22 protein-coding genes are annotated in these 26,153 nt (G+C 63.8%); 14 read left to right on the top strand and 8 right to left on the bottom strand.

Going from position 1 to position 26,153, the window contains the following annotated elements:
- Positions 1-35: 35 nt before the first annotated feature.
- The 4 genes from SA190iCDA_RS13565 to SA190iCDA_RS13550 all read right to left on the bottom strand — a co-directional run bounded on the left by SA190iCDA_RS13565 (position 36) and on the right by SA190iCDA_RS13550 (position 5,126).
- Positions 36-635, bottom strand: a complete 600-nt coding sequence (locus SA190iCDA_RS13565; RefSeq protein WP_070887323.1) for an START domain-containing protein — start codon at positions 633-635, stop codon at positions 36-38.
- A 29-nt stretch (positions 636-664) separates the two neighbouring features.
- Positions 665-925 (bottom strand): YkgJ family cysteine cluster protein, encoded by a 261-nt coding sequence (locus SA190iCDA_RS13560; RefSeq protein ID WP_070887505.1) that lies wholly within the window; start codon positions 923-925, stop codon positions 665-667.
- An 80-nt stretch (positions 926-1,005) separates the two neighbouring features.
- A complete protein-coding gene (locus tag SA190iCDA_RS13555; protein WP_070887322.1) occupies positions 1,006-2,913 on the bottom strand; it encodes a sensor histidine kinase in 1,908 nt (635 codons plus the stop codon).
- Complete coding sequence (locus SA190iCDA_RS13550; RefSeq protein ID WP_070887321.1) at positions 2,913-5,126, bottom strand: EAL domain-containing protein; 2,214 nt, start codon at positions 5,124-5,126, stop codon at positions 2,913-2,915. Before SA190iCDA_RS13550 ends, SA190iCDA_RS13555 begins: the two co-directional genes overlap by 1 nt.
- Positions 5,127-5,302: 176 nt before the next feature.
- Here SA190iCDA_RS13550 and SA190iCDA_RS13545 point away from each other — a divergent pair, with 176 nt between their 5' ends.
- The gene (locus SA190iCDA_RS13545) at positions 5,303-5,866 is read left to right on the top strand and encodes an exonuclease domain-containing protein (protein WP_070887320.1); all 564 of its coding nucleotides are present in this window, start codon (positions 5,303-5,305) and stop codon (positions 5,864-5,866) included.
- 61 nt (positions 5,867-5,927) lie between these two features.
- A complete protein-coding gene (locus tag SA190iCDA_RS13540) occupies positions 5,928-6,209 on the top strand; it encodes a pyrimidine/purine nucleoside phosphorylase (RefSeq protein ID WP_070887319.1) in 282 nt (93 codons plus the stop codon).
- A gap of 69 nt (positions 6,210-6,278) precedes the next feature.
- Here SA190iCDA_RS13540 and SA190iCDA_RS13535 read toward each other — a convergent pair whose 3' ends face one another.
- Entirely contained in the window at positions 6,279-6,755 is a 477-nt protein-coding gene (locus SA190iCDA_RS13535; protein WP_070887318.1) for a DUF1289 domain-containing protein, read from the bottom strand.
- 396 nt (positions 6,756-7,151) lie between these two features.
- Between SA190iCDA_RS13535 and acnB the strand changes: the two genes are divergently transcribed.
- Both acnB and SA190iCDA_RS13525 read left to right on the top strand, forming a co-directional pair.
- The gene (gene acnB, locus SA190iCDA_RS13530; protein ID WP_070887317.1) at positions 7,152-9,761 is read left to right on the top strand and encodes a bifunctional aconitate hydratase 2/2-methylisocitrate dehydratase; all 2,610 of its coding nucleotides are present in this window, start codon (positions 7,152-7,154) and stop codon (positions 9,759-9,761) included.
- Between the two features lie 145 nt (positions 9,762-9,906).
- The gene (locus tag SA190iCDA_RS13525; RefSeq protein ID WP_329610185.1) at positions 9,907-11,112 is read left to right on the top strand and encodes an ISL3 family transposase; all 1,206 of its coding nucleotides are present in this window, start codon (positions 9,907-9,909) and stop codon (positions 11,110-11,112) included.
- A gap of 63 nt (positions 11,113-11,175) precedes the next feature.
- On the opposite strand, the gene ampC is transcribed toward SA190iCDA_RS13525, so the two are convergent.
- Positions 11,176-12,339, bottom strand: a complete 1,164-nt coding sequence (ampC, locus tag SA190iCDA_RS13520; protein WP_070887696.1) for a class C beta-lactamase — start codon at positions 12,337-12,339, stop codon at positions 11,176-11,178.
- Between the two features lie 247 nt (positions 12,340-12,586).
- Here ampC and alaC point away from each other — a divergent pair, with 247 nt between their 5' ends.
- From alaC to SA190iCDA_RS13480, 8 genes are all read left to right on the top strand, one after another.
- A complete protein-coding gene (alaC, locus tag SA190iCDA_RS13515; RefSeq protein WP_070887697.1) occupies positions 12,587-13,831 on the top strand; it encodes an alanine transaminase in 1,245 nt (414 codons plus the stop codon).
- Between the two features lie 72 nt (positions 13,832-13,903).
- Positions 13,904-15,304 carry a sigma-54 interaction domain-containing protein gene (locus tag SA190iCDA_RS13510; protein WP_070887698.1) on the top strand — a complete coding sequence of 467 codons (1,401 nt, stop codon included), beginning with the start codon at positions 13,904-13,906 and terminating at the stop codon, positions 15,302-15,304.
- 288 nt (positions 15,305-15,592) lie between these two features.
- Positions 15,593-16,984, top strand: a complete 1,392-nt coding sequence (locus SA190iCDA_RS13505; RefSeq protein WP_070887699.1) for a GntP family permease — start codon at positions 15,593-15,595, stop codon at positions 16,982-16,984.
- A 52-nt stretch (positions 16,985-17,036) separates the two neighbouring features.
- A complete protein-coding gene (locus SA190iCDA_RS13500) occupies positions 17,037-17,807 on the top strand; it encodes a 3-hydroxybutyrate dehydrogenase (protein ID WP_070887700.1) in 771 nt (256 codons plus the stop codon).
- A 63-nt stretch (positions 17,808-17,870) separates the two neighbouring features.
- A complete protein-coding gene (locus tag SA190iCDA_RS13495) occupies positions 17,871-19,217 on the top strand; it encodes a short-chain fatty acid transporter (protein ID WP_070887701.1) in 1,347 nt (448 codons plus the stop codon).
- A gap of 12 nt (positions 19,218-19,229) precedes the next feature.
- On the top strand, positions 19,230-21,185 hold the full coding sequence (locus tag SA190iCDA_RS13490) for an acetoacetate--CoA ligase (protein WP_070887702.1): 1,956 nt from the start codon (positions 19,230-19,232) through the stop codon (positions 21,183-21,185).
- Positions 21,186-21,330: 145 nt separating this feature from the next.
- The gene (locus tag SA190iCDA_RS13485) at positions 21,331-22,047 is read left to right on the top strand and encodes a substrate-binding periplasmic protein (RefSeq protein WP_170833987.1); all 717 of its coding nucleotides are present in this window, start codon (positions 21,331-21,333) and stop codon (positions 22,045-22,047) included.
- Positions 22,048-22,107: 60 nt separating this feature from the next.
- Complete coding sequence (locus tag SA190iCDA_RS13480; protein ID WP_070887704.1) at positions 22,108-22,626, top strand: thioredoxin family protein; 519 nt, start codon at positions 22,108-22,110, stop codon at positions 22,624-22,626.
- A 4-nt stretch (positions 22,627-22,630) separates the two neighbouring features.
- Here SA190iCDA_RS13480 and SA190iCDA_RS13475 read toward each other — a convergent pair whose 3' ends face one another.
- Together SA190iCDA_RS13475 and SA190iCDA_RS13470 are read right to left on the bottom strand one after the other, a co-directional pair.
- Positions 22,631-23,230: a DJ-1/PfpI family protein gene (locus SA190iCDA_RS13475; RefSeq protein WP_070887705.1), complete on the bottom strand. Its 600-nt coding sequence runs from the start codon at positions 23,228-23,230 to the stop codon at positions 22,631-22,633.
- A gap of 103 nt (positions 23,231-23,333) precedes the next feature.
- Positions 23,334-24,551, bottom strand: coding sequence for a PilT/PilU family type 4a pilus ATPase (locus tag SA190iCDA_RS13470; RefSeq protein WP_170833988.1), 1,218 nt, complete (start codon positions 24,549-24,551; stop codon positions 23,334-23,336).
- Positions 24,552-24,694: 143 nt separating this feature from the next.
- Between SA190iCDA_RS13470 and SA190iCDA_RS13465 the strand changes: the two genes are divergently transcribed.
- Both SA190iCDA_RS13465 and sseA read left to right on the top strand, forming a co-directional pair.
- Complete coding sequence (locus tag SA190iCDA_RS13465; RefSeq protein WP_013791549.1) at positions 24,695-24,973, top strand: peptidylprolyl isomerase; 279 nt, start codon at positions 24,695-24,697, stop codon at positions 24,971-24,973.
- A gap of 110 nt (positions 24,974-25,083) precedes the next feature.
- Positions 25,084-25,935 (top strand): 3-mercaptopyruvate sulfurtransferase, encoded by an 852-nt coding sequence (sseA, locus tag SA190iCDA_RS13460; RefSeq protein WP_070887706.1) that lies wholly within the window; start codon positions 25,084-25,086, stop codon positions 25,933-25,935.
- Positions 25,936-26,153: the final 218 nt, after the last annotated feature.

The raw sequence follows: 26,153 nt of genomic DNA, 5'->3' as shown, positions 1-26,153 counted from the left end.
GCCTCAATGGCGGGTTTTTTTATGGCCTGGAAATATTACTGCTGGGCCTTTTCGCGCATGCCCTTGAGCGTATTGAATGGCGCCTCCACCACGAACTTGTTGGACAACCAGGACGGCACGCTGCCACCGGGATCGGTATGCGCTTCGTACTCCACCTCGACCATGCCGTCGGGCTTGGGCGTCATCGTCCAATGGCCTTCGACACTGGCAACGCGCACATAGCCCTTTTCCTCGGGGCGATAATCAGGCACGCCGTGCAGGGTGCGAGTCACGCTGCCATTGGCGCCCTGCTCGGTGGTGACCTCGATGATCGAATCCCGTGGCGTCACCGGCCATGGCGTGTTGAAACGGGTGTAGGTCCAGCTTTTATCCCCTTCTTGCTTGAGTAGCCGTTGCTCCTGGCACTCGTGAATCCAGCCACAGGAAGCCACCACGTCCTCCTGCAGCGCCCTGAGCTTGGCCACATCGCTCTTGATCAGGGTAACGCCGCGGTAAGCCTTGTAGGGAGAGCCAGCCACCTCGCTGAGGTAGACCTTGATGCCCTCCTCGTCCTTGGCCAGGCGCCAGTCCTCGGCATGGGCGGCAGAGGCGAGACACAGCGCCGTACTTGCTAGCAACAAACGGGTCAACGACATTTCATTCTCCGGGGTTTGTCTGTAGAGGGTCAGACAGCCGTTGCCGTGGCACCTTCCAGCCACGCCAGCAGGCGGATGGCTTCTTCACGGCTATTACCGCAGACAGCGAAATCGGCCGAAAATGCGGCGCACACGGCGGGTCGATCCTCGCGCCCGAAGATCGAACAACGATTGTCCTCGGCCAGATTCACGCAGCGCTCGCCGGCAGCCTTGCCATTGGGCATACCCGGGATGAAGGAACTGATCGACGGGGAGATACAGCAGGCGCCACAACCAGGACGGCATTGCATGGAACGGACCTCGAACAAGGGGCATGCAGCAAACGGCGGCGATTCTAGCCTACCGCACGGCGAGCAGGCAGCCTCGACAGTCAGTTCAAATCAAAGCGAATGCTGAAGCGCGCCCCCGCTCCCGGCGTGCTGTGGACCTCCAGCTCGGCGCCGAGCACATCCACCGCCAGCTGGTGGGTGATATGCAAGCCCAGGCCGGTACCGCCCTGGCCGCGCCGGGTGGTGAAGAACGGGTCGAATATCTTGCCCATCAGTTCCTCGTTCATGCCGCGACCATCGTCGATGACCTCGATCACGCACTGGCCTTGCGCCTCATCGACCTGACCACGGACGGTGACCACACCTTTCACCCCGGGATCGAATGCATGAACCAGGGCATTGTCGACGAGATTCTGCACGATTTGCCCTAGAGGCCCCGGGTAGCTGTCCAGTAGCAGATTCGGGGCTACCTCCACCAGGATCCGATGATCGTTCTGGCGCAGTTTCGGCTGCAACAGCAGCACCACCTCCTCCACCAGTTCACGCAGGTCGAAGCGCCGCCGTTCCGTGCTGGCACGGTCGGTGGCCAGTTGCTTGAAGGCGCGGGTCAACTGCGACATGCGCTCCAGGCTGACCAGAATGATGCTCAGGCCGTCGTCGGTACGCTGCACGAAACGCTCCAGGGTGGTGCGCTTCAGGCCTTCGCGCATCGCCACCTGGAACTCCTGGCTGGCCCGCTCCAGGGTCGAAGCCGCCACGCTGGCGGCGCCTATTGGCGTATTCAACTCATGGGCGACGCCGGCCACCATGGTGCCAAGGGACGACAGCTTTTCAGCCTGCAGCAAAGCACGGCGCGTGCGCTGCAACTGCTCGACGGTACGCTGCAACTGCTCGTTGCTGGCGGCCAGGGCCCGACTGCTCAGGTGCAGGCCGTGCTCGGCGCGCAGCCGCTCGGCCTCGTCGATGGCGCGACGCACGCTGATCAAGAGCCCCACGCCCTGCAGGACGCTGAAGAACAGCAGGACGCGCCACAGGACGTCCCAGCGCAATTCGCTCAGGTTCTGGGCAGGCAGGTGAGACAGCAACAGCCAGTGGTCGGCGGCATTGGAGGTTGCCGAAGCGGCATCGCTCGGCCGGAAATGGCTGTAGGCCCAGAAGCCTGCCGAATCGATGAACGAGCCACGCTGCTCGCTCTGCAAGCGTCGCCAGCTCGACGGCTGGTGGCTGGCAAGGGTCAGTTCGGGCTTGCCCAGCAAGAAGCCCCAGGCGTGTTCGGGGCGCTCGCCGAGCATCCAGTAACCTTCATGATCGAGCAGCTGCAACCAGCCACCATAGGCCACGGAGGTTTCGCGCAGCCGCTCCAGCAAGCGCTCGGCGCGATAGTCGAGGATCAGGATGCCGCGCCGCTCGCCACGCTCGCTGAAAACCGGCACCGCCGCACGCAGGATCGGTATCAGGGAGTCGACGGAGCCGTCAGGCCGGTACTTTCGCTCGAGATCGAAGCGCGACAGGTACGACTCACCCTTGAAGAGATGCATGGTCTCCACGAAATAATAGGCGGCCGAGTCATTCTGCAAATCCGCTGCGGCAACCCGCTGCGCCTTTCCCGCAACGCTGTCGATGCGTACCCGCTCCATGCCGCTCTCGTCGAGCCAGCGGATGTGCTGGTAGATCGCCCGGCTGTTGGAAAACTCGGCGAACAGCTCACTCAGCGCGGCGTCGCTATCGTCGGCATCCTGCCTCACGGCGCGCTTGAGCAAGGGCTGCTGGCTGAGAAACTGCAGGTCGCCACGCAGACTCGACAGGTGCCGCTCCAGCACTGCCACGCCCTCGTTGAGGCTGTCGGTCTGCGCCTCGAGCAGCGGCTCCAGGCGATCATTGAGCATACGATCGTAGAGCAACAGGCTGAGCACCACGATCAGCAGCGACCAGGGCAGAAACAACACCAGCAGATTGCGCGGCAGCGGCCTGGCAAGCGCCGTTCGCCAGCCGGCGATGCGGCGCTTCATCACCGCGGCGAACGCTCGCCCAGCCAGGTCAGCAGGCGCTCCAGTGGCATTGGCCTGGCATACAGATAGCCCTGGGCCTCCAGGCAATCATGCTGTTTCAACCACTCGGCCTGCTGCTGGTTCTCCACGCCCTCGGCGATCACCGTCATGCCGACACGGCGTGCGATCTGGATGATCGCTTCGGCGATTGCCTGACCATCGTCCTGCGCACGCAGCTCCTCGACGAAACTACGGTCGATCTTCAAGCGGTCGGCCGGCAGCTGGCGCAGGTAGTTGAGAGACGAGAAACCGGTCCCGAAGTCGTCGATGGCCACCTTGACGCCCATCGCGCGCAGCGCCAGCAGCTGCTCGCAGACCTGCTCGAACGAACGCATGGCCACCGACTCGGTGATTTCCAGCTCGACCTGGTCAGCATTTACGCCGGCCGCCTCCAGGTGCAGGGTGAATCGCTCGATGAAGTCGCGCTGCAGCAGTTGGGTGGCCGACACGTTGATCGCCACGCGGATGTCGCGGTAACCCCCTTCGGCCAGGCGCCGCGCTGCCTGCAACGCCAGGCGCATGAGCAGATCGCCTAGGGGCAGGATGTAGCCGGTGGCCTCGGCCAGCGGAATGAACTGCAGCGGCGGGACTGCCTTGCCGTCAGCCTGGTACCAGCGTGCCAGGGCCTCGACCCCGGTGACCACGCCGCTGCGCAGATCGATCTGGGGTTGCAGCTCGATGCTGATCAGGTCGCTGGCCACCGCATCACGCAGCGCCAGCAACAGGCGAAACGACTCGGCATGGGCGCTCTGCAGCCGGCGGTCGTGCACCACGTGCTGGTCATGGCCCAGCTGCTTGGCCTGTTTGAGGGTCAGCCTTGCGTCCTGCAGCGCCACGCTGGCGCTGTCTTCGAAATCGCGCAGATACAGGGTGACACTGCTCAGGCTGTGCACCTGGCCCAGCTCGTAGGGCCGGTTGGGACGACGGAACAAGGCCACGATGTCCTCGGCGCGCACCTGATCCTCGGGGCCCAGCACGGCGAACAGATCATCGCGGATCCGCGCGATCAGTACATTGCCATCGAAGGCATCGCGCAGGCGGTTGGCCACCAGCCCGAGGATGAAGTCTCCATAGCCGGTCCCGAAAGCGGTGTTGGCACCCGAGAAGTTGTCGATGTCGAGCAGCACCAGCACCCGATCATTCTTGTTGGGGCTGCTCAGGGTCATGTCGAGCATGCGGATCAACGCATTGCGGTTGGGAATCTTCAGCAGGTCGTCCTGGTAGGCCATCTCCTCCAGGCGGCTGAACAGCGCCACGTTGTAGAGCCCTCGGCTGATGCTGGCACTGAACACCTCGAGCAGCTCCAGCTCGGTATCGTCCAGCGTACGCTCGGTGGCCACGTAGCAGGCGTAGTCCGCACCCGCCTGGAAACGCGGAAAGAACAGCACCGTGCAATCGTCGAAACGCAGGGTGGCCTGCTTTTGCAGGCAGCAGCGCAGCGCACTGGCCACCGCGTCATCGCCCAGGCCATTGAGGTTGCCGTCGATGGAACCGTAGAAGCGGCCGCTGGCACTGATCACATAGGCGTCAGGCAGCTCGCCGGGCCCGGCATCATGGGCCTTCACACAGACGATGCCCTCGGCCTGGAGATCGAGCAGCGAGGCGATCTCGGAAAGAATCTTGGCCGACAGCTCACGGGTGTTCTTCGAACAGAACAGCGCATTGCTGGACTCGACGATCATCTGCAGGCCGCGGCGTGCCCGGGCAGTGGCCTTGAGCTGGGAGTAGCTGCGCAGCCCGGCGGTGAGCACCGTGCGCAGGCGCTCGGCGCTCAGTTCGCTCTTGGACCAGTAGTCGTTGATGTCGTAGTCGCGCATCACGCTCTGCACCGGTGCCATGCCGGGCTCGCCGGTGAGCAGGACGATGCGGATCTCGGCGTTGCCGATGACCTCGCGCAGGGTCTTGACCAAACGCAGCCCGGCGTCTTCGGTCTCCATCACCACATCGAGCAACACCAGGGCGAAATCCTGCTGCTCGGCCAGCAGCATGGCGGCCTCGCGGTTGCTGAAAGCCTGCTGGATCTCGACGCGCCGGCCGAGGATGTCCATCTCGCCGATCGCAAAGGCGGTTGCGCGCTGGAAGTCAGGGTCGTCATCAACGGTCAGGATGCGCCACGCCTGGTGGGTGCTTTCACCAATCGTCTCGTCATCTGAAAACACCACAGAGTCATCCATGAAGCACACTCACCTTTCACGCGGGAAATAGAGAACCACGGTCTTCCGTGCGCAAGTATAGCCAGCGCCGCAAAGACACAATGGCCATGATGGCATTTCATATATGGCACGAATCGCACCACTCGTCGGTCTGAGCCCTGAGCGACCCTGGCATGACGGCAGCAAAAGGAGCGGCAATGGGGTATTGGCTGGTCATCGACCTGGAAGCCACCACCGAAGAAGGTGGCTGGCCGGTGGAACACATGGAGATCATCGAAATCGGCGCCAGCCTGGTCGATGCCGGCGGCCATGAGATCGACCATTTCCAACGTTTCGTAAGGCCATTGCGCCGCCCTATGCTGACCCGCTTCTGCCGACAGTTGACCCATATCAGCCAGTCGGAAGTGGATCAAGCCGCCACGCTGCCGGTGCTGTGGCCGCAATTCGAGCGTTGGCTGGAGCCCTATCACCCGCGCCTGCAGGGCTGGTGCAGCTGGGGCGATTACGATCGCCAGCAGCTGGAGCAGGACTGGCAGCGCCATGAACTCACCAGCCATTTGCAGACGCTACCCCACCTCAATCTCAAGCGCCGCTTCACCGAGGAGCGGCAACTGCCCCGTCCGGTTGGCCTGAATGCCGCACTGCAGCTGGCGGGCATCAGCTTCAGCGGCCAGCAGCACCGCGCACTGAACGATGCACGCAATACCGCCCGCCTGCTGCCCTTGGTCATGGTCGAGCGAAGCGGCACGCGCAACACGTGACGCCACCAGATGCCTTGGGCATACTTGCCAGCCACCTATTCTGCCGCTCACGAGGATGCACATGTTCAAGGTCAACGAGTATTTCGACGGTACCGTCAAATCCATCGCGTTCGGCATGGCAGAAGGCCCGGCCACGATTGGCGTGATGGCGGCAGGCGAATACGAATTCGGCACCGGCCAGCTGGAGATCATGCACGTGATCGCAGGTGCCCTGACCGTCAAGCTGCCGGGCAGCGACAATTGGGAAACCTTCACGGCCGGCAGCCGCTTCACCGTGCCGGCCGACAGCAAGTTCCAGCTCAAGGTCGAACAGGACACCGCCTACCTGTGCGAATACCGCTGACAGGTCTCGCGGCAAGAAAAAGCCCGGCCAGGTGCCGGGCTTTTTGCATTCAAGAACCGCGCGTGCGAATCAGACGCGCAGCTCCATGCCTTCCTTGAGGAAGCGCGGCGCGATATAGCGTTCGAAATGCGCTTCGGAGAGCAGAAAGAACTCGCGGTCGATGGCGTCGCGCAGCTCCGGCAACTCCCAATCGCGAAATTCGGGCAGCAATACGATGCCGTAGGCTTCCAGCTGGGTGATCACCCGGGCACCGCGGGCCAGCAACTGATAGGCCCAGCAATAGGCCGACTGCTGCGCAACGAAGCGAATCTGCCGCTGCTGCAGCTGTTTGAGCAGCAGCGCCTCATCGAACACTTCCAGCTTGGCGGTCATCACCTGCACCAGCAACATTTCCAGGCGCAGCCACACCGACTGCTTTTCCTCGTCGCTGTAGCCGTTCCAGTTGATCACCTCATGGTGAAAGCGCTTGCAACCACGGCATACGGTATCCCCGAATACCGTGGAGCACAGACCTATGCAAGGTGTCTTGATACGTTGATTGGGCATGCGTTGAATCGATAAACCGGACAATGAAGGGGTGCATCTTAGCCCTTTGTCTAATGGGGATCACCCCAGAGGTCGATGGGTCTTTCACTTAACTTCGCGCGAAGATTCCGCTAGAATCAGCGCGCCTTGCCAAAGGCGCCAATGTCCGTTGGAAGCTGTTTTCAAAGCGTCACGAGCACAGTCGATCCTGCAGCGCGATGTTGGCGTGGTCACCCTCAGGCCATGCCAGCCCCTCATCAGCCCCGCTCTGCAGGCGTAAAACTTTGAAAGCAGCTTCCGGATGGAAGCATCGAAACCATCGTGCTCAGCCCATGAGGCTGCGCAACGGATGTGTTTGATGCTTTCCTGCATGCGTCCCGGACTTCCCATTTGGGACCACTGATGAGGGTAATAACTGTGCTTGAAGCCTACCGCAAACACGTAGCAGAGCGTGCCGCCCAGGGTATCGTGCCCCAGCCGCTAAACGCCGAACAAACGGCCGGTCTCGTCGACCTGCTGAAGAACCCGCCGGCCGGCGAAGAAGAATTCCTCCTCGATCTGATCACCAATCGCGTGCCGCCAGGCGTCGACGAAGCGGCCTACGTGAAGGCCGGCTTCCTGTCCGCCGTCGCCAAGGGTGAAGCCACCTCCCCGCTGCTCGACAAGAAGCGCGCCACCGAACTGCTCGGCACCATGCAGGGCGGCTACAACATCGCCACCCTGGTCGAGCTGCTCGATAGCGCCGAGCTGGGCACCGTAGCTGCCGAACAGCTCAAGCACACCCTGCTGATGTTCGACGCCTTCCACGACGTCGCCGAGAAAGCCAAGGCGGGTAACGCCAATGCCAAGGCCGTTCTGGAGTCCTGGGCCGCCGGTGAGTGGTTCACCAAGCGCCCGGCGATCGCCGAGAAGTACAGCCTGACCGTTTTCAAGGTGCCCGGCGAAACCAACACCGACGACCTTTCGCCTGCCCCGGACGCCTGGTCGCGCCCGGACATTCCGCTGCACGCCCTGGCCATGCTGAAAATGGCCCGCGATGGCATCGTTCCCGAGCAGCCAGGCTCCATCGGCCCGCTGAAGCAGATCGAAGAAGTACGCGCCAAGGGCTTCCCGGTTGCCTACGTCGGTGACGTGGTCGGTACCGGTTCCTCGCGTAAATCCGCCACCAACTCGGTGCTGTGGTTCTTCGGTGACGACATTCCGTACGTGCCGAACAAGCGCGCTGGCGGCTTCTGCTTCGGCTCCAAGATCGCCCCGATCTTCTATAACACCATGGAAGATGCCGGCGCCCTGCCGATCGAGTTCGACGTGTCGAATATCGAGATGGGCGACGTGATCGACGTCTATCCCCATGCGGGCAAGGTCTGCAAGCACGGCACCGACGAGGTCATCACCACCTTCGAACTGAAGACCCCGGTGCTGCTCGACGAAGTCCGCGCGGGCGGCCGTATCCCGCTGATCGTCGGCCGCGGCCTGACCGACAAGGCCCGCGCCGAGCTGGGCCTGGGCCCAACCGACCTGTTCAAACTGCCGGAAGCCCCGGTCGACACCGGCAAGGGCTACACCCTGGCCCAGAAGATGGTCGGCAAGGCCTGCGGCCTGCCGGAAGGCAAAGGCGTTCGCCCAGGCACTTACTGCGAACCGAAGATGACCACCGTCGGTTCCCAGGACACCACCGGCCCGATGACCCGCGACGAGCTCAAGGACCTGGCCTGCCTTGGCTTCTCCGCTGACCTGGTCATGCAGTCGTTCTGCCACACAGCGGCCTATCCGAAGCCGATCGACGTCACCACCCACCACACCCTGCCGGATTTCATCCGCACCCGTGGCGGCGTGTCCCTGCGTCCTGGCGACGGCATCATCCACAGCTGGCTGAACCGCATGCTGCTGCCCGACACCGTCGGCACCGGCGGCGACTCGCACACCCGCTTCCCGATCGGCATCAGCTTCCCGGCCGGCTCCGGCCTGGTGGCCTTCGCCGCCGCCACCGGCGTGATGCCGCTGGACATGCCGGAATCCGTTCTGGTGCGTTTCAAGGGCAAGCTGCAACCGGGCATCACCCTGCGTGACCTGGTCCACGCCATCCCCTACTACGCCATCCAGAAGGGCCTGCTGACCGTCGAGAAGAAAGGCAAGAAGAACATCTTCTCCGGCCGCATCCTGGAGATCGAAGGCCTTGACGAGTTGACCGTCGAGCAGGCATTCGAGCTGTCCGACGCCTCGGCCGAGCGCTCCGCTGCCGGCTGCACCATCAAGCTGCCGGAAAAGGCCATCGCCGAGTACCTGAAGTCGAACATCACCCTGCTGCGCTGGATGATCAGCGAAGGCTACGGCGATGCCCGCACCATGGAGCGTCGCGCTCAGGCCATGGAAGCCTGGCTGGCCAAGCCGGAACTGCTGTCCGCCGACGCCGACGCCGAGTACGCCGAGATCATCGAAATCGACCTGGCCGACGTCAAGGAGCCTGTACTCTGCGCGCCGAACGACCCGGACGACGCACGCCTGCTGTCGAGCGTTCAGGGCGAGAAGATCGATGAAGTGTTCATCGGTTCGTGCATGACCAACATCGGCCACTTCCGCGCTGCCGGCAAGCTGCTCGACAAGGTCAAGGGTTCCATCCCGACCCGTCTGTGGCTGTCGCCACCGACCAAGATGGACGCTCACCAGCTGACCGAAGAAGGCTACTACGGTATCTACGGCAAGGCCGGTGCACGCATGGAAATGCCGGGTTGCTCGCTGTGCATGGGTAACCAGGCACGTGTGGCGGCGAACTCCACCGTGGTGTCTACCTCGACGCGCAACTTCCCGAACCGTCTGGGCGATGGTGCCAACGTGTACCTGGCATCGGCCGAACTGGCCGCTGTCGCATCGATCATCGGCAAGCTGCCGACCGTCGAGGAGTACATGGAGTACGCGAAGAACATCGACAGCATGGCTGCCGACGTTTACCGCTACCTGAGCTTCGACCAGATCGCCGAGTTCCGCGAGGCCGCGGCCAACGCGAACATCCCGGTCGTTCAAGCGTAAGGCTTCACCCGCGTCAGAAAGAGCCCCGCCCAGCGCGGGGCTTTTTTATGGTTCTTCACGGAATCCCGGGAAACACAGAAACAAGAACGCCGATTTGATTGATGATGTTCGTGCGAGCAAACACATCTACCAAACCGGCGTTCTTATGCGCGATATTAATACTTTCCTTCCTTTTTGGGAGGGCTTTTCTGTCGTCACGATCAAGCCTGATGGCGACGCGCTTCAGATCGAACTGATTCCCCACGCCACCCGATTCCCTTCCTGTGGCGGCTGCCAAAAGCCCTGTTCAACCACTCATGAGTATTGCGAACGAACCATTCGCGATCTGCCGATTCTCGGCCGTGCGGTGCGCCTCAGCGTGTTGCTCAGGCGGGTGGGCTGTCGTGACTGCGGCAAGCGCATGGAGGCTGTCAGTTGGCTGGACCGCTATGCCCGCATGACGCGCCGCTTAGCCGAGGCAGTCATTCAAGCCTGCGAGCGCCTTCCCACGCTACACGTGGCTCAGATGTTCGGGCTGCATTGGGACACCGTTCGGTTGCTGGAGCGTCGAGCCTTGCAAGCGGCGTTGAGCGTTTTGCCAAAGGCGCAACCGCGACGCCTAGTGATGGACGAGTTCGCCCTTTTCAAAGGTCATCGTTACGCCAGTGTGGTGCTGGATGCGGATACCCGGCGAGTGCTGTGGATCGGTGAAGGCCGCAGCCGAGCGGCAGTCAGGCCTTTCTTCGAAGAACTGGGGCCAGAGGGTTGTGCTCGAATCGAAGCGGTGGCGATGGACATGAACACTGCTTTTGACCTGGAGGTTCGTCAGCACTCTCTCAACGCGAGAGTGGTCTACGACCTCTTCCATGTGGTGGCCAAATATGGCCGAGAGGTGATTGATCGGGTCCGCGTCGACGAGGCTAACCGGTTGCGCCACGACAAGCCTGCCCGCAAGGTCATCAAGCAGGCGCGATGGCTATTGCTGCGCAATCCGCAGAACTTGAAAGCGCCGGAACAACAGGTCCGTCTGGAGGACCTGCTGGCCGCCAACCAAGCGTTGATGACGGTCTATTTGATGAAGGCTGAACTCAAAACACTCTGGACGCCGAGTACTGCCTGGGCCTGGCGATCGGCCTGGAAGCAATGGCTGCGCCATGCCCAGGAAAGCGAACTACCGGCTCTGATCCAGTTCGCCAAACGACTAAAGACTTACTGGCGGGGCATCATCAGCCGGGTTCGCTGGCCGATGCACACCGGTCAGTTGGAAGGAATAAACAATCGAATAAAGGTGATCAAGCGGATGGCGTACGGTTACCGGGATAGCGAATTCTTTTTCATGAAGATCAAGAGCGTCTTTCCCGGCAATCCGTGATGAACCTTTTTTATGCCTGACGGGAAAGCTGCAAGACGTTATGAGGACCGCTGCGCTTGAGCTTCAGCGGCCGGTTTCCAACACCTGCTGCAGCAGCTTGTAGGACGCATCGACTCGGGCTTCGAGGGGCACGTTGCGGTTGGCCAGCATGACCACGCCAATGCGCTCGTCGGGCACGAAGGCTGCGTAGCCGCCAAAGCCATTGGTCGAGCCGGTCTTGCCGAACAGCACGCCCTGCTCGCCGGCTTCCCGCTTGGCCAAGCGGCTGGCAGGCTGCGCTTCCAGGGCCATGGACGGCGCGTTGCCGGCCAGCAGTTGTTCACGTGAAAGCGGCCAGGGATAACGCTCCCAGATCATCGCCTGGGTGAACGGCGCGGTTCGCGTCACCCCCTGGTGGGTAGCCGCGATGGCGGCGGCGAGTGGTTTGGGCGCCGCCGTTGAGCCCAGGTTGATATCGACGAAACGCAGCATGTCGTCGATGTTCGACCTCAAGCCGTAGGCCTCCGCATCCAGCATGCCGGGGCTCACCCGGATGGCCTTGTCGTCCTGCCGCCCATAGCCGTAGGCATAGCGCTGCATCTGCGCGGCGGGTACCTGGACATAGGTGCTGGCGAGCGCCAGCGGCGCCAATACCTGCTCCTGCAGCGCCTGGGCATAGGGCTGCCCGAATGCGCTGGCGGAAATACGCCCCAGCAGGCCAATGCTGACGTTGGAGTAGGCCCGCTCATGGCCCGCGCCAGCCGTCGGCTGCCACTGGCGCAGCCAGGTCATCAGCGCACTGTCGCCCTTGATGTCATCCGGTACCTGCAGCGGCAGGCCACTGCTTTGATGGGTAGCCAGATCCATCAGGCTCAACGCACCGACCGGCGAGGCCTTCAACACCGGAAGGCGCTCGCCGACCTGATCATCCAGCGACAGCAAGCCACGCTCCTGGGCCAATGCTGCCAGGGTGACGTTGAAGGTCTTGCTCAGGGAGCCCAGCTCGAACAGCGTCTGGCGAGACACCGGCGTGGCTGCTTCACGGTTCGCCAGGCCCCTGGTGAACACATGGTGCTTGCCCTGCCAGGTGATGCCGACCGCCAGGCCCGGCACGTCGTACTCGTCCATCAATGGCGCGAACACCTGCTCGGCCTTGTCCTGGAATTGCTGCTCGGTCATCGCAGCGACCGGCAACGTCACGGCAAGACTGGCAGTGAACAGGGCCATGGCGATAGTGCGGTGAGTCATCTGATAAGGCTCCCTCTCTGGTGGTGATGCGGCACTGGCCTGCCCGGTGCCCGCACGATGTGTCGGTGTTCGAGTCGCTCGCTAGGATAGCGTTTCTTGGCGACAGGTAGACGAGGTAGAAAAACCTCTCGCCACGCTCATCAAGTCTCTCGACAAAGCCTGCAGCGGGGCTTATTGTCCGCCCAGGCCACCGCAGTGGCCTACGTCGCTCGGACGGTTCCGGGCGCTTACGTCTCTCGAGGAAAGCATGGCTGACCAGGCTTCGCGCCGCTTTGCGCGCATCGATCGTCTCCCCCCTTACGTTTTCAACATCACCGCTGAACTGAAGATGGCCGCCCGCCGCCGTGGCGAGGACATCATCGACCTGAGCATGGGCAACCCCGATGGCGCCACCCCGCCGCATATCGTGGAAAAGCTGGTACAGGTCGCCCAGCGTGAAGACACCCATGGCTACTCCACCTCCCGCGGCATTCCGCGCCTGCGCCGGGCCATCTCGCACTGGTACCAGGATCGCTATCAGGTCGATATCGACCCGGAAAGCGAAGCCATCGTCACCATCGGCTCCAAGGAAGGCCTGGCGCATCTGATGCTGGCCACCCTGGATCATGGCGACACGGTGCTGGTGCCCAACCCCAGCTACCCGATCCATATCTACGGTGCGGTGATCGCCGGCGCCCAGGTGCGCTCGGTGCCGCTGGTACCGGGCGTGGACTTCTTCATCGAGCTGGAGCGGGCGATCCGCGAGAGCATCCCCAAGCCGAAGATGATGATCCTCGGCTTTCCCTCCAACCCGACCGCGCAGTGCGTGGAGCTGGATTTCTTCGAGCGCGTGGTGGCCCTGGCCAAGCAGTACAACGTGCTGGTGATCCACGACCTGGCCTATGCCGATATCGTCTATGACGGCTGGAAGGCGCCGTCGATCATGCAGGTGCCGGGCGCCAAGGACATTGCCGTGGAGTTCTTCACCCTGTCCAAGAGCTACAACATGGCCGGCTGGCGGATCGGCTTCATGGTCGGCAACCCGGAGCTGGTCAGCGCCCTGGGGCGAATCAAGAGCTACCACGACTACGGCACCTTCACACCGCTGCAGGTGGCGGCCATCGCCGCCTTGGAAGGCGACCAGCAATGCGTGCTGGATATCGCCGAGCAGTACCGCCAGCGCCGCAACGTGCTGGTCAAGGGCCTGCACGAGCTGGGCTGGATGGTCGAAAACCCCAAGGCGTCGATGTACGTATGGGCGAAGATTCCCGAGGCCTACGCCCACCTCGGCTCCCTGGAGTTCGCCAAGAAGCTGCTGGCCGAGGCCAAGGTCTGCGTGTCGCCGGGCATCGGCTTCGGTGACTATGGCGACGACCACGTGCGCTTCGCCCTGATCGAGAACCAGGACCGCATTCGCCAGGCCGTGCGTGGCATCAAGGCGATGTTCCGCGCCGACGGGCTGATCGAAGCGCCTGCCAGCAAAGCCCCGCGCAAGGCTGCCGAAGCCTCCTGAGGCGGTGGCGCGGCACCGCAAGGGTGCCGCGCCGCGTTATGATCCGCGCTCCATGCCCATGACGAGCGCGCCATGCAGGATCTCGGCAACTACCCCCACATTCGCCAGTCGGCCATCCGATCGCTGTTCGAGATCTTCGAACACTCCAGCGAAGGCACCATCATCGTCGACCGCGATGCCCATATCGTCTGGATGAACGAGCGCTATGCCCAGCGCTTCGGCCTGCGCAGCGCCGCCGAAGCCATCGGCCGGCCCTGCGAAAGCGTGATTCCGGGCAGCCTGTTGCGCGAGGTCGTGAAGAGCGGCCGCCCTATCCTCCTGGACTTGATGGACACGCCCCGCGAGCCGCTGGTGGTCATGCGCCTGCCCATCCATGACGATGCCGGCCAGGTGATCGGCGCCATCGGTTTTGCCCTGTTCGACGAACTGCGATCGCTATCGCCCTTGCTGGCCCGCTACCAGCGCATGCAGCAGGAACTGGCGTCGACCCTCTCGCAACTGAAGTCGCGCCAGGCCAAATACAGCTTCGCCCAGTTCATCGGCACCAGCGCCCGCAGCCTGGAGGTCAAGCGCCTGGCGCGGCGCAGTGCGACCAGCGATTCGGCGGTATTGCTGCTGGGCGAGACAGGCACCGGCAAGGAGCTGCTGGCCCACGCCATTCACAATGCCTCGCCACGGGCCAGCAAACCCTTCGTCAGCCTGAATACCGCGGCGATCCCGGAAACCCTGCTGGAGGCCGAATTCTTCGGCACCGCCCCAGGTGCCTTTACCGGCGCAGACCGCAAGGGCCGCGCCGGCAAGCTGCAGATCGCCCACGGCGGCACCTTGTTTCTCGACGAGATCGGCGATATGCCTTTACCGCTGCAGAGCAAGTTGCTGCGTGTGCTGCAGGAGAAGGAATTCGAGCCGGTGGGCTCCAATGAGGTGCTGCGCAGCGATGTTCGGCTGATTGCCGCTACCTCCATTGACCTCGATGCGGCGGTGCGCAAAGGCACCTTCCGCGCCGATCTGTACTACCGGCTCAACGTACTGACCCTCGCCGTGCCGCCGCTGCGCGAGCGCCTGGAAGATCTGCCGGCGCTGTGCGAAGCGATCTTCGATGCGCTGCAGGGTCGCCATGAGTTGCATCCGGATGCCATGGCCCTGCTCGCCCGCCATGCCTGGCCCGGCAACGTGCGTGAACTGCACAACGTGCTCGAGCGCGCCTGCCTGCTCAGCGATGAAACGCTGCTCGACCCTGCTGCGGTAGCGGCAGCCATCGGCACGCTGCAGGCCTTGCCAGAGACACAGCCAGCGGCGGCGGACGATGGGCAGATCGAAGACTTCCATCAGGCCCGGGCCGGCTTCGAGCGCGAGCTGATCCGCAAGGCGCTGGCCGCAACGGCCGGCGATGTGCCACAGGCGGCGCAGCGCCTGGGACTGGGCCGTTCCACCCTGTACCGAAAGATGCTCGAGCTCGGTCTCTCGTCCTAATTTCGAGACTCGTCCCATTTTCGGGACAAGTGCAAATGCCATGCTGGACGAATCAACCGTCCGTTTTCGTCCCAAAGTTGGGACAAACGAAGCAGCATATCGTCGCGATAAAGATAAAATCCTTTCAGTTCAGCAACTTAACAACTTGGCATAGAACTCGCTAAAGCCAGGCGGCGGGCTCACCCGCCGCCGACAACAAAAACAAAAGCGCCCACAGCGCCTGTGCGAGTTACTCGAAGGCTAACGGCAGCCTGCGATTCGCCGTGCTGCAGGGTCAGGAGACAGTCGATGAGTGTCATCATCGCGCTTGCTGCACTCGCTCTGCTGATGCTGGCCGCCTACCGTGGCTACAGCGTCATCCTCTTTGCTCCCATCGCCGCCCTCGGCGCCGTACTGCTCACCGATCCCAGCGCCGTGGCGCCCGCCTTCACCGGGGTGTTCATGGAGAAGATGGTCGGTTTCATCAAGCTCTACTTTCCGGTATTTCTGCTCGGCGCGGTATTCGGCAAGCTGATCGAGCTGTCCGGCTTCTCGCGCTCCATCGTCGCCGCGGCCATTCGGGTGTTCGGCGCCGGCCAGGCCATGCTGGTGATCGTGCTGGTCTGCGCCCTGCTCACCTACGGCGGCGTGTCGCTGTTCGTGGTGGTGTTCGCGGTGTACCCCTTCGCCGCCGAGATGTTCCGCCAGAGCAACATTCCCAAGCGGCTGATTCCGGCGACCATCGCCCTGGGCGCGTTCAGCTTCACCATGGACGCCCTGCCCGGCACGCCGCAGATCCAGAACATCATCCCCACCACCTTCTTCAACACCACCGCCTGGGCCGCGCCCTGGCTGGGCTTGATCGGCAGCCTGTTCGTGCTCGGTGTGGGCATGCTCTACCTGCGCCGCCAGTTGAACAAGGCAGGGCGCGCGGGTGAAGGCTACGGCACCGAACTGCGCAACGAACCGGAAACCCCGGACGACATCAAGCTACCGAGCCCGTGGCTGGCCATTGCGCCCTTGGTTCTGGTGGGCGTTGCCAACCTGCTGTTCACCCAGTGGATTCCCGCGTTCTACGGCAAGACCCACAGCCTGCAACTGGCCGGCATGGCCACACCGCTGCAGACCGACGTCAGCAAGCTGACCGCCATCTGGGCGGTGCAGGCGGCGCTGCTGCTGGGCATCCTGCTGGTGCTGATCAGCGCCTTCGGGGTGATCCGCGAGAAACTCGCCGAGGGCACCAAGAGCGCCGTGGGTGGCTCGCTGCTGGCGGCGATGAACACGGCGTCGGAATACGGCTTCGGTGCGGTGATCGCCTCGCTGCCGGGCTTCCTGATCCTCGCCGATGCACTCAAGGGCATCCCCAATCCGCTGGTCAACGAGGCGCTGACCGTCACCCTGCTGGCCGGAATCACCGGTTCGGCCTCGGGCGGGATGAGCATCGCCCTGGCAGCCATGTCCGACAGCTTCATCGCCGCTGCCAACGCCGCCAATATCCCGCTGGAAGTCATGCACCGCGTCGCCTCCATGGCCAGCGGCGGCATGGACACCCTGCCCCACAACGGCGCGGTGATCACCCTGCTGGCGGTTACCGGGCTGACCCACCGCGAAGCCTACAAGGACATTTTCGGCATCACCCTTATCAAGACCCTCGCCGTGTTTTTCGTCATCGGCGTCTTCTACGCCACCGGCATCGTCTAATTTTTTTGAGATGCGCGGCCCGCGGCAAGCGCCGCGCACCCAAGGAGTTGTTATGAATCTGAAAGGCAAGACCGCACTGGTCACCGGCTCCACCAGCGGCATCGGCCTGGGTATCGCCCTGGTACTGGCCGACGCCGGCGCCGATCTGCTGCTCAATGGCTTTGGCGACGCCCAGGCGGCCATCGACGCCGTGGCTGCATTCGGCGGCAAGGTGCTTCACCATCCTGCAGACATGAGCGATCCGCAGCAGATCGAGGCGATGATCGCCTACGCCGAGCAGGAGTTCGGCAGCCTCGATATTCTGGTCAACAACGCCGGTATCCAGCACGTCTCGCCCGTGGAAGATTTCGCTCCGCAGCGCTGGGACGCGATCATCGCCATCAATCTGTCCTCGGCCTTCCACACCACCCGCCTGGCGCTGCCCGGCATGCGCCGGCGTAACTGGGGGCGCATCATCAATATCGCCTCGGCCCACGGCCTGGCGGCGTCGGCCGGCAAAAGCGCCTACGTGGCGGCCAAGCATGGGCTGGTCGGCCTGAGCAAATCGGTGGCCCTGGAAACCGCCACCACCGGCATCACCTGCAACGCCATCTGCCCCGGCTGGGTGCTGACGCCCCTGGTGCAGGCGCAGATCGACGCCCGCGCCGCCGAGAGCGGCAACAGCGAAGAGGAGAAGCGCAAGTTACTGGCTGAGAAGCAGCCATCGCTGGAGTTCGTCACACCCAGGCAGCTCGGTGAGCTGGCGTTGTTTCTGTGCAGCGATGCCGCCGCCCAGGTGCGCGGCGCGGCCTGGAACATGGACGGCGGCTGGCTGGCCCAATAATCGCGATAGACTGCAGGGAACGGCGCCAGGAGGCGCCGCACAACAACAATAAGAGGTCACCCGATGTTCAACCGAATCACCCACTGGAGCGTGCAGCTGGTTCAGCGCTACCTGCCCTCGTCGTTCGTGTTTTCCGCCCTGCTCACCCTTTTCGTCCTGGCGCTGGCCATGTTCAGCACCGAGCAGAGCCTGCCGGCCATGGTGCGCCACTGGAACGTCGGCTTCTGGGCGCTGCTGGCCTTCGCCATGCAGATGGCCCTGGTGTTCGTTACCGGCCACGCGCTGGCCAGTGCGCCACCGGTTCGCCGCCTGCTGGATCGGTTGGCGGCCATTCCGCGTACGCCTACCCAGGCCATCGTGGCGATCACCCTGATCGCCCTGGCCGGCTGCTGGATCAACTGGGGCTTCGGCCTGGTGATCGGCGCGGTGATGGCGCGCGCCCTGGCTCGGCAGGTCAAGGGTGTGGATTACCCGCTACTGGTGGCCTCGGCCTATTCGGGCTTTCTGGTCTGGCACGGCGGTTTGTCCGGCTCCATTCCCCTGGCGCTGGCCGGCGGTGGGCCCGACGTGGCCAAGGTCAGCGGCGGCGTGATCGATGCACCGATCGGCGTGGCGCTGACCCTGTTCACGCCACTCAACCTGACCATCATCGCCTTTCTGGTAGTCGGCCTGCCGCTGCTCAACCGCGCCATGCACCCAGCGCCTGCGCAGACCAAGGTGGCCGACCCCGAGCTGTTGCGGGAACCCGAGGCCGAAGCGCCCGAGCGCGACACCCCGGCCCAGCGCCTGGACGACAGCCGCCTGCTGGGCCTGGCCCTGGTGGCCATGGCCGCGCTGTTCTACGTCGGTCATTTCATGGACAAGGGCCTGGCCCTGGACCTGAACACCGTGATCGGCCTGTTCCTGTTTCTCGGCCTGCTGCTGCACGGCAGCCCGGAGCGCTACATGCGCGCCGTCGACATCAGCGTGCGCGGCATCGGCGGCATCGTGCTGCTGTTCCCCTTCTATGCCGGCATCATGGGCATGATGACCGGCGCCAGCGCGGGCGGCGTCTCGCTGGCCGGGCAGATCAGCCAGCTGTTCATCGATGGCTCGTCGGCGGACAGCTTCCCGCTGCTGGCGTTTCTCAGCGCCGGTGTGGTCAACGTCTTCGTGCCCTCGGGTGGCGGCCAGTGGGCCGTGCAGGGCCCGATCATGCTGCCCGCCGGGCAGGCGCTGGGCGTGGAGCCGGCGGTCACCGCCATGGCCATTGCCTGGGGCGACGCCTGGACCAACATGATCCAGCCCTTCTGGGCGCTGCCGCTGCTCGGCATCGTCGGCCTCGGCGCCCGCGACATCATGGGCTACTGCCTGATCGCCCTGATCTACTCCGGCCTGGTTATCGCCGGCTGCTTCTATTTTCTCGCCTGACTGGATGTACCGATGAACACGCCACTCTGGACACCCTCCGCCTCGCGTATCGCTACCACCCGCATGGATGGTTTTCGTCGCTTCATCAACCAGCGCCACGGCCTGGACCTGGCCGACTACCCGGCCCTGCACGCCTGGAGCGTGAACAGGCGCGAGGCCTTCTGGCAGGCCATAGTCGAGGTCTTCGACATTCGCTTCGCCCAGGCGCCGCAAGCGGTGCTCGAAGAAAGCCCGGCGATGCCCAGCGCCCACTGGTTTCCCGGCGCCACCCTGAACTTCGCCGAGCATCTGCTGCGTCGCCGTGACGACCATCCGGCCATCGTCGCCATCGGCGAAGACGGCAGCCGTGAGCAACTCACCTATGCGCAACTGGCGACCCATGTCGCCGGCCTGCAGCGCAGCCTGCAAGAAGCCGGCGTAGGCAGTGGCGACCGGGTCGCGGCCTTTATGCCCAACACCTGGCAAACCCTGGTCGGCATGCTCGCCACCGCCAGCCTGGGCGCCACCTGGTCGAGCTGCTCGCCTGACTTCGGCACCCAGGGCGTGATCGACCGCTTCGGGCAGATCGAACCCAAGGTGCTGATCGCCTGCGCCGGTTATCGCTACGCCGGCAAGAACCTCGACCTGACCGACAAGCTCAACGAAATACTCACCCACCTGCCGACCCTGCAGCAGCTGGTGGTGGTGCCTTACGCCAACACCGGCTGCAAGGCCGATGATTTCCAGACCCAGGCGAAGGTCGAGTGCTGGGACGATTTCTACCAGGCCGAAGGCGAGCCGACTTTCATTGCCGTGCCATTCGAGCAGCCGCTGTACATCCTCTACTCCAGCGGCACCACCGGCGTGCCCAAGTGCATCGTCCACGGCGCTGGCGGCACGCTGCTGCAGCACGTCAAGGAGCTAGGCCTGCACAGCGACGTGAGCGCCGACGACACGCTGTTCTACTACACCACCTGCGGCTGGATGATGTGGAACTGGCTGGTCTCCGGCCTGGCCCTGGGCGCCACCCTGGTGCTCTACGACGGCTCGCCGTTTCACCCGCAGCCAACCCGGCTGATCGACCTGATCGACGCCGAGGACATCAGCATCTTCGGCACCAGCGCCAAGTTCATCGCCGCCCTGGAAAAGGCCGCTGCCAAGCCCCGCGAAACCCACAAACTGAGCCGCCTCAAGGCGCTCCTGTCCACCGGCTCGCCCCTGGCCCATGAAAGTTTCGATTACGTGTACCGCGACATCAAGGCCGATGTCTGCCTGTCGTCCATCTCCGGCGGCACCGATATCGTCTCGTGCTTCGCCCTCGGCAACCCGGTGGCGCCGGTGTACCGCGGCGAGATCCAGTGCAAGGGCCTGGGCATGGACGTGCAGGTGTGGGACGACGCGGGCAAGGCAGTGGTCGGCGAAAAGGGCGAACTGGTCTGCGCCCGCCACTTCACCTCCATGCCGGTGGGCTTCTGGAACGATGCCGACGGCGAGAAGTTTCGCAGCGCCTATTTCGAGACCTTTCCCGGCGTCTGGGCCCATGGCGACTACGCCGAAGAAACGCCCCATGGCGGGCTGATCATCCATGGCCGCTCGGACGCCGTGCTCAACCCCGGTGGCGTGCGCATCGGCACCGCCGAGATCTACCGCCAGGTGGAAAAGGTCGAGCAGGTGCTCGAGTCCATCGCCATCGGTCAGGAATGGGACGGCGACGTGCGCGTGGTGCTGTTCGTGCGCCTGCGCGACGGCGTGACGCTCGACGAGGCGCTGCAGAAACAGATCTGCCAGGTGATCCGCGCCAACACCACGCCGCGCCATGTGCCGGCGCGCATCATTGCGGTGACCGATATTCCGCGCACCATCAGCGGCAAGATCGTCGAACTGGCGGTGCGCAACGTGGTGCACGGCAAACCGGTGAAAAACACCGATGCCCTTGCCAATCCCCAGGCGCTGGACTTGTATCGCGACCTGCCCGCACTGCAAAGCTGACGGGGGCGATCACCCGGTACACGGCCGGGTGATCGCCCTGAACCTACCGGTATGGGAACCGCCTTCCGTCCATCGCGCCAGTAGTTCCCGGATATCCGGTTCGGCAGCTCCTATACTCGCGACATACCGCCAAGGAATGTTCGCGTTGCGCCTTATCGCCTGCCTGCTGTCACTGCTGCTGCCCTGCTACCTGGCCGCCGAGCCACGTCCGATCCAGCTGTACATGCCGGATGCCGCGCCATTGGCGCTGCATGGCGACGACGGCCATGGCATTACCGGTGACATCGCCATCATGGCGCTGCAGCGAGCAGGCTACCGTGCCGTGGTGCAAAACGCGCCCTGGGCGCGTGCCCAGAAGCGCACCCAGCAAGCGCGCGACGTGATGATCGTACCTCTCTCGCGCACCCCAGGACGCGAAGCGCACTTTACCTGGGTCGCCAATATCCAGCCGCTGTCCCGCGCCTTCTTCACCCGCGACGATCCGGTTTCCAGCCTGGAGGAGGCACGCCAGCGCTATCGCCTGGTGGCCGTCGGCCTGGGCACCGCGCAAGAAGAGATCCTCCGGCGTGCCGGCTTTACCAATGACCAGCTCTACGCCCTGAAACTCGGCGACCAGCCGATCCAACTGGTCAGGCGCGGCCGCGTGGATGCCTGGTTCACCACCGACCTGGAAGGTCGTCACCTCTGGGACGGCGGGCCGGAGCTGGCCATGAGCGCCCTGCTCGCACCGCTGGACATGTACATCGCCTGCTCACTGCAGTGCGACCCGCAACTGGTCCGATCGGTCCACGATGCGCTGGAGGGCATGCGCGACGACGGCAGCCTGCAGCGGATCATCGAACGCTACGTACCCAACCGCTAAGGCGGTTGCCGCACCCGAACTTTTCTGCTGGACTGCACCACCGCCCACAGGAGCACGTCAATGCCCAGTTACCAGGACTTGTTCGCCATCGGCGAGTCATTCAACGCCTTCGCCAGCCGTGGCCTGCCCGCCGAGATCGAGACGGTTCGAACCGCCCAGGCGCAGCTCGGCCGCACCGACGCCCTGAGCGCCGAGACTCATCAGCGCCTGGCCGCCGTTCAGGGTCGCTATCATCTGCTGGCCGCCGGTGAGATGTGGTGCCCGGATTGCCAGCTCAACCTCGCGGCGATGGCTCACCTGCAGCAGTTGCAAGCAAAGGTGAGCCTGGCGATCATCTCCAGGGCTCGCGCCGAGCACGCCCTGAAAACGCTGCTGGAGCTGGAGCGCATCTCGATTCCGCTGGTGCTGGTACTGGACGATCGCTTCGAGCCGATCGGCCGCTTCGTCGAGCAGCCCCAGGCGGTGGTCGACGGAGGCGAAGCAGCCAAGACCGACTACCGCGCCGGGCGTTACTTGCAAAGCACGATTGCTGAAGTGCTGGCGATCATCGAAGCCCACGAAGCTCGCCCACAGCGATGATCCGTTACGGCAGATAGGCCCGGATCACCCCCAGGGCATGATCGACGAACGCCTGCTTCTCGCCCACCGGCGCCACGTAATGCAGCACCTCGGCGCAAGCCTGTTCACCCGCCAACCGGGCGATGGCCCAGGCCGCCAGGTAGGGCGCCGCCAGGCAACCGCCCGCCGTGGCCAGGTTGCCACGGGCGAAGAAGGGCTGGTTGAGCACTTCGATCCCCGCCTCCACCACCCAGGGCTTGGTAGTCAGGTCGGTACAGGCCGGCAGCGCCTGCAACAAACCCAGCTTGGCCATAAGCAGCGTGCCCGAACACTGAGCGCCGATCAACTGCCTGCCCGGGTCAAGCTGCAGGCGCTCGAGGATGCTCGGGTCCTGGGCGATCTCGCGGGTCTTGATGCCGCTGCCGAAAAGCACCACATCCGCTTCACGGGCGAACTCGAGCGGCTGCTGAGCCTCGACCCGTACGCCGTTCATGGAGGTGACCTGCGCGCTCGGGCAGGTGATCTGCGCCTGCCAGCCCTGCTCGCGCAGGCGGTTGAACAAGGCACTGGCGATAAACGAGTCGAGCTCGTTGAAACCATCGAATGTCAGTACGGCTACGCGCATGTCTTACCCCGGAATTCTTGACCATAAGGCAATCTACGGTCATCCCCGGCATACGCGCCACGCACAGCGCTGTACAATTTCGCCCATACAGTGCTGAAGGGGATCAGATACCGTGGCGCCCCGGATCCTCGGGTGGCGCGTCTTGCTCGATGTCTTCCAGCTTCAGTTCCAGCCCCCAGTCTGCGGGCCCGGCAGGCGTCACCGGGGGAACGTCGGCTAGCGCAGCCGCTGGTTGCATTGCGGGCGCCGCAACAGCGGGATTGTCACGGTAAAGCTTGAGCTTGAGGCGTACGTTGTTGGCCGAGTCGGCGTTCTTGACGGCCTCCTCCTCGTCGATGGCGCCTTCGTTGACCAGGTCGATCAGCGCCTGGTCGAAGGTCTGCATGCCCAGGGTCCTGGACTTTTCCATGATCTCCTTGATCTCGGAAAACTCGTTGCGCTTGATCAGATCGCGGATGGTCGGTGTGCCGAGCAGCACCTCGACCGCAGCGCGGCGCTTGCCGTCGGTGGTCTTGACCAGGCGCTGGGACACGAAGGCCTTGAGGTTGTTGCCCAGGTCGTTGAGCAGTTGCGGGCGGCGGTCTTCGGGGAAGAAGTTGATGATGCGGTCCAGCGCCTGGTTGGCGTTGTTGGCGTGCAGGGTGGAAATCGCCAGGTGGCCGGTATCGGCGAACGCCAGGGCGTGCTCCATGGTTTCCCGGTCGCGGATCTCGCCGATGAGGATCACGTCCGGTGCCTGGCGCAGGGTGTTCTTCAGCGCCGCGTGGAAGCTGCGCGTATCCACGCCGACCTCGCGCTGGTTGATGATCGACTTCTTGTGCCGGTGCACGTATTCCACCGGGTCCTCGATGGTGATGATGTGCCCGCCGCTGTTGCGGTTGCGGTAGTCGATCAGCGCGGCCAGCGAGGTCGACTTGCCGGAGCCGGTACCGCCGACAAACAGCACCAGGCCGCGTTTTTCCATCACTGTCTTGAGCAGCACCTCGGGCAGCCTCAGATCCTCGAAGCGCGGAATGTCCAGCTTGATGTTGCGCGCGACGATGGACACCTCGTTGCGCTGCTTGAAGATGTTGATTCGAAAGCGCCCGACGCCATTGAGGGAGATCGCCAGGTTCATTTCCAGTTCGCGCTCGAATTCTTCGCGCTGGGCGCCGTCCATCACCGCATCGGCGATTTGCGCCACGGCGCCGGCCTTGAGCGGCTCGCTGCTCAGGGCCTTGAGCACGCCATTGAACTTGGCGCAGGGCGGCGCACCGGTCGACAGGTAGAGATCCGAGCCATCCTGGCTGGAGAGGATTTTCAGCATTGCGTGCAGATCCATGGGCAGCGTTCCTGTCGACTGAAGCTATTACGTTAGCCAAGATTCGATGAAGGTATTGGCCCGTTAAGGCCGAATTAATGACGCCATTTAGCTGGCGACGCGAATACTGGCACAATACGCGCCCGATAAATGAGGAACCTGTCATGGCAAAGGCAATGGCCCGCCACATCCTGGTCAAGACCGAAGCGGAAGCCGCTGCCCTGAAGAAGCGCATCGCCGGCGGTGAAGCCTTCGACGTGCTGGCGCGCAAGCACTCCACCTGCCCGTCGGGCAAGAAAGGAGGTGACCTCGGCGAAGTACGGCCCGGCCAGATGGTGCGGGTGATCGATCAGGTGATTTTCAAGAAGCCGCTGCGTGAGGTGCACGGGCCGATCAAGAGCCAGTTCGGCTATCATCTGGTACAGGTGTTCTTTCGCGACTGAGCGCGCTCTGTGCATAGGCAAAAGCGCTCTGCTACAGCCGGTCGCCAGGGGCTGCGCCGGGCTCGTCAAGCTGGCAGGATGAACGCCAACGCTGCAAAAGGAGATCAAGCATGACTTTTGGACCATTGGTAACCACCGACTGGCTGGCCCGCGAAGGCAATGCCGCGGACCTGGTGCTGTTCGACGCCAGCACCTACCTGCCCAACGAGGCGAAGAATGGCCGCGAGGAATACCTGAAGGCGCATATTCCCGGCGCCCGCTTCTTCGATATCGAGGCCTTCTCCGACCCCGACACGCCGCTGCCCCACACCCTGCCGTCCCAGGGCCGCTTCTCGCGGCTGGCCGGCGCCCAGGGCGTGGGCAACGACAGCCGCGTGGTGGTCTACGACCAGAAGGGGCTGTTCTCCGCCGCCCGCGCCTGGTGGCTGTTTCGCTACTTCGGTCATCAGAATGTGGCGGTACTCGATGGCGGCCTGCCCAAATGGCTGGCCGAACAACGCGCCACCGAAGCCGGCGAGCCGGCGGCCGCCAGCGAACGCAGCTTCCAGGTCAACGTGCACAGCCGCAAGGTTCGGGGGCTGGGCGATGTGCTGGAGGCGGTCGAGCGCGACGACACGCTGATTCTCGATGCCCGCGCCGCCAATCGCTTCGACGGCAGCACCGCCGAGGCGCGCCCGGGTGTCGCCTCGGGGCATATCCCCGGCAGCCAGAACCTGCCCTACAGCCGGCTTTTGCGCAGCGATCACACCCTGCAACCAGCCGATACCCTGCGTACCCTGTTCAGCGCCGCAGGTGTCGATGGCAAGAAGCCGGTGATCACCAGTTGCGGCAGCGGGGTTACCGCCGCAGTCCTGCTGCTGGGCCTGGAAGTGGCCGGGCTGCCCGAAGGGGCGCTGTACGACGGCTCCTGGACCGAATGGGGCAGCCGCGCCGATACGCCGAAAGCTACCGGCGTGGTGTGACACACCAGCGCCCGACTCCAACGCGGGCGCTTAGCGCCTGCTTATGATCTTCATGCCGGGCCTTCTATTTGACTGCAACGTGGCGGTAGCGGCCGCAAGCTACAAGCTACAAGCTACAAGTTAGAAGCAGTCCGCAGTGCTCTAGCTTCTTCTTGCAGCTTGAGGCTTGCGGCTTGAAGCTCAATGTCCGCTTTTGCCTTGTAGTTGCACGTACGCAT

It is taken from the genome of Pseudomonas argentinensis, from assembly GCF_001839655.2.
Lineage (GTDB): Bacteria > Pseudomonadota > Gammaproteobacteria > Pseudomonadales > Pseudomonadaceae > Aquipseudomonas > Aquipseudomonas argentinensis_B.
This window is presented reverse-complemented; position numbering and strand designations above follow the sequence as displayed.

Excerpts from the sequence above, each read along its gene's own strand:
- SA190iCDA_RS13565 (WP_070887323.1), bottom strand. The coding sequence starts at position 635 with ATGTCGTTGACCCGTTTGTTGCTAGCAAGTACGGCGCTGTGTCTCGCC.
- SA190iCDA_RS13560 (WP_070887505.1), bottom strand. The coding sequence starts at position 925 with ATGCAATGCCGTCCTGGTTGTGGCGCCTGCTGTATCTCCCCGTCGATC.
- SA190iCDA_RS13555 (WP_070887322.1), bottom strand. The coding sequence starts at position 2,913 with ATGAAGCGCCGCATCGCCGGCTGGCGAACGGCGCTTGCCAGGCCGCTG.
- SA190iCDA_RS13550 (WP_070887321.1), bottom strand. The coding sequence starts at position 5,126 with ATGGATGACTCTGTGGTGTTTTCAGATGACGAGACGATTGGTGAAAGC.
- SA190iCDA_RS13545 (WP_070887320.1), top strand. The coding sequence starts at position 5,303 with ATGGGGTATTGGCTGGTCATCGACCTGGAAGCCACCACCGAAGAAGGT.
- SA190iCDA_RS13540 (WP_070887319.1), top strand. The coding sequence starts at position 5,928 with ATGTTCAAGGTCAACGAGTATTTCGACGGTACCGTCAAATCCATCGCG.
- SA190iCDA_RS13535 (WP_070887318.1), bottom strand. The coding sequence starts at position 6,755 with ATGCCCAATCAACGTATCAAGACACCTTGCATAGGTCTGTGCTCCACG.
- SA190iCDA_RS13525 (WP_329610185.1), top strand. The coding sequence starts at position 9,907 with ATGCGCGATATTAATACTTTCCTTCCTTTTTGGGAGGGCTTTTCTGTC.
- ampC (WP_070887696.1), bottom strand. The coding sequence starts at position 12,339 with ATGACTCACCGCACTATCGCCATGGCCCTGTTCACTGCCAGTCTTGCC.
- alaC (WP_070887697.1), top strand. The coding sequence starts at position 12,587 with ATGGCTGACCAGGCTTCGCGCCGCTTTGCGCGCATCGATCGTCTCCCC.
- SA190iCDA_RS13510 (WP_070887698.1), top strand. The coding sequence starts at position 13,904 with ATGCAGGATCTCGGCAACTACCCCCACATTCGCCAGTCGGCCATCCGA.
- SA190iCDA_RS13505 (WP_070887699.1), top strand. The coding sequence starts at position 15,593 with ATGAGTGTCATCATCGCGCTTGCTGCACTCGCTCTGCTGATGCTGGCC.
- SA190iCDA_RS13500 (WP_070887700.1), top strand. The coding sequence starts at position 17,037 with ATGAATCTGAAAGGCAAGACCGCACTGGTCACCGGCTCCACCAGCGGC.
- SA190iCDA_RS13495 (WP_070887701.1), top strand. The coding sequence starts at position 17,871 with ATGTTCAACCGAATCACCCACTGGAGCGTGCAGCTGGTTCAGCGCTAC.
- SA190iCDA_RS13490 (WP_070887702.1), top strand. The coding sequence starts at position 19,230 with ATGAACACGCCACTCTGGACACCCTCCGCCTCGCGTATCGCTACCACC.
- SA190iCDA_RS13480 (WP_070887704.1), top strand. The coding sequence starts at position 22,108 with ATGCCCAGTTACCAGGACTTGTTCGCCATCGGCGAGTCATTCAACGCC.
- SA190iCDA_RS13475 (WP_070887705.1), bottom strand. The coding sequence starts at position 23,230 with ATGCGCGTAGCCGTACTGACATTCGATGGTTTCAACGAGCTCGACTCG.
- SA190iCDA_RS13470 (WP_170833988.1), bottom strand. The coding sequence starts at position 24,551 with ATGGATCTGCACGCAATGCTGAAAATCCTCTCCAGCCAGGATGGCTCG.
- SA190iCDA_RS13465 (WP_013791549.1), top strand. The coding sequence starts at position 24,695 with ATGGCAAAGGCAATGGCCCGCCACATCCTGGTCAAGACCGAAGCGGAA.
- sseA (WP_070887706.1), top strand. The coding sequence starts at position 25,084 with ATGACTTTTGGACCATTGGTAACCACCGACTGGCTGGCCCGCGAAGGC.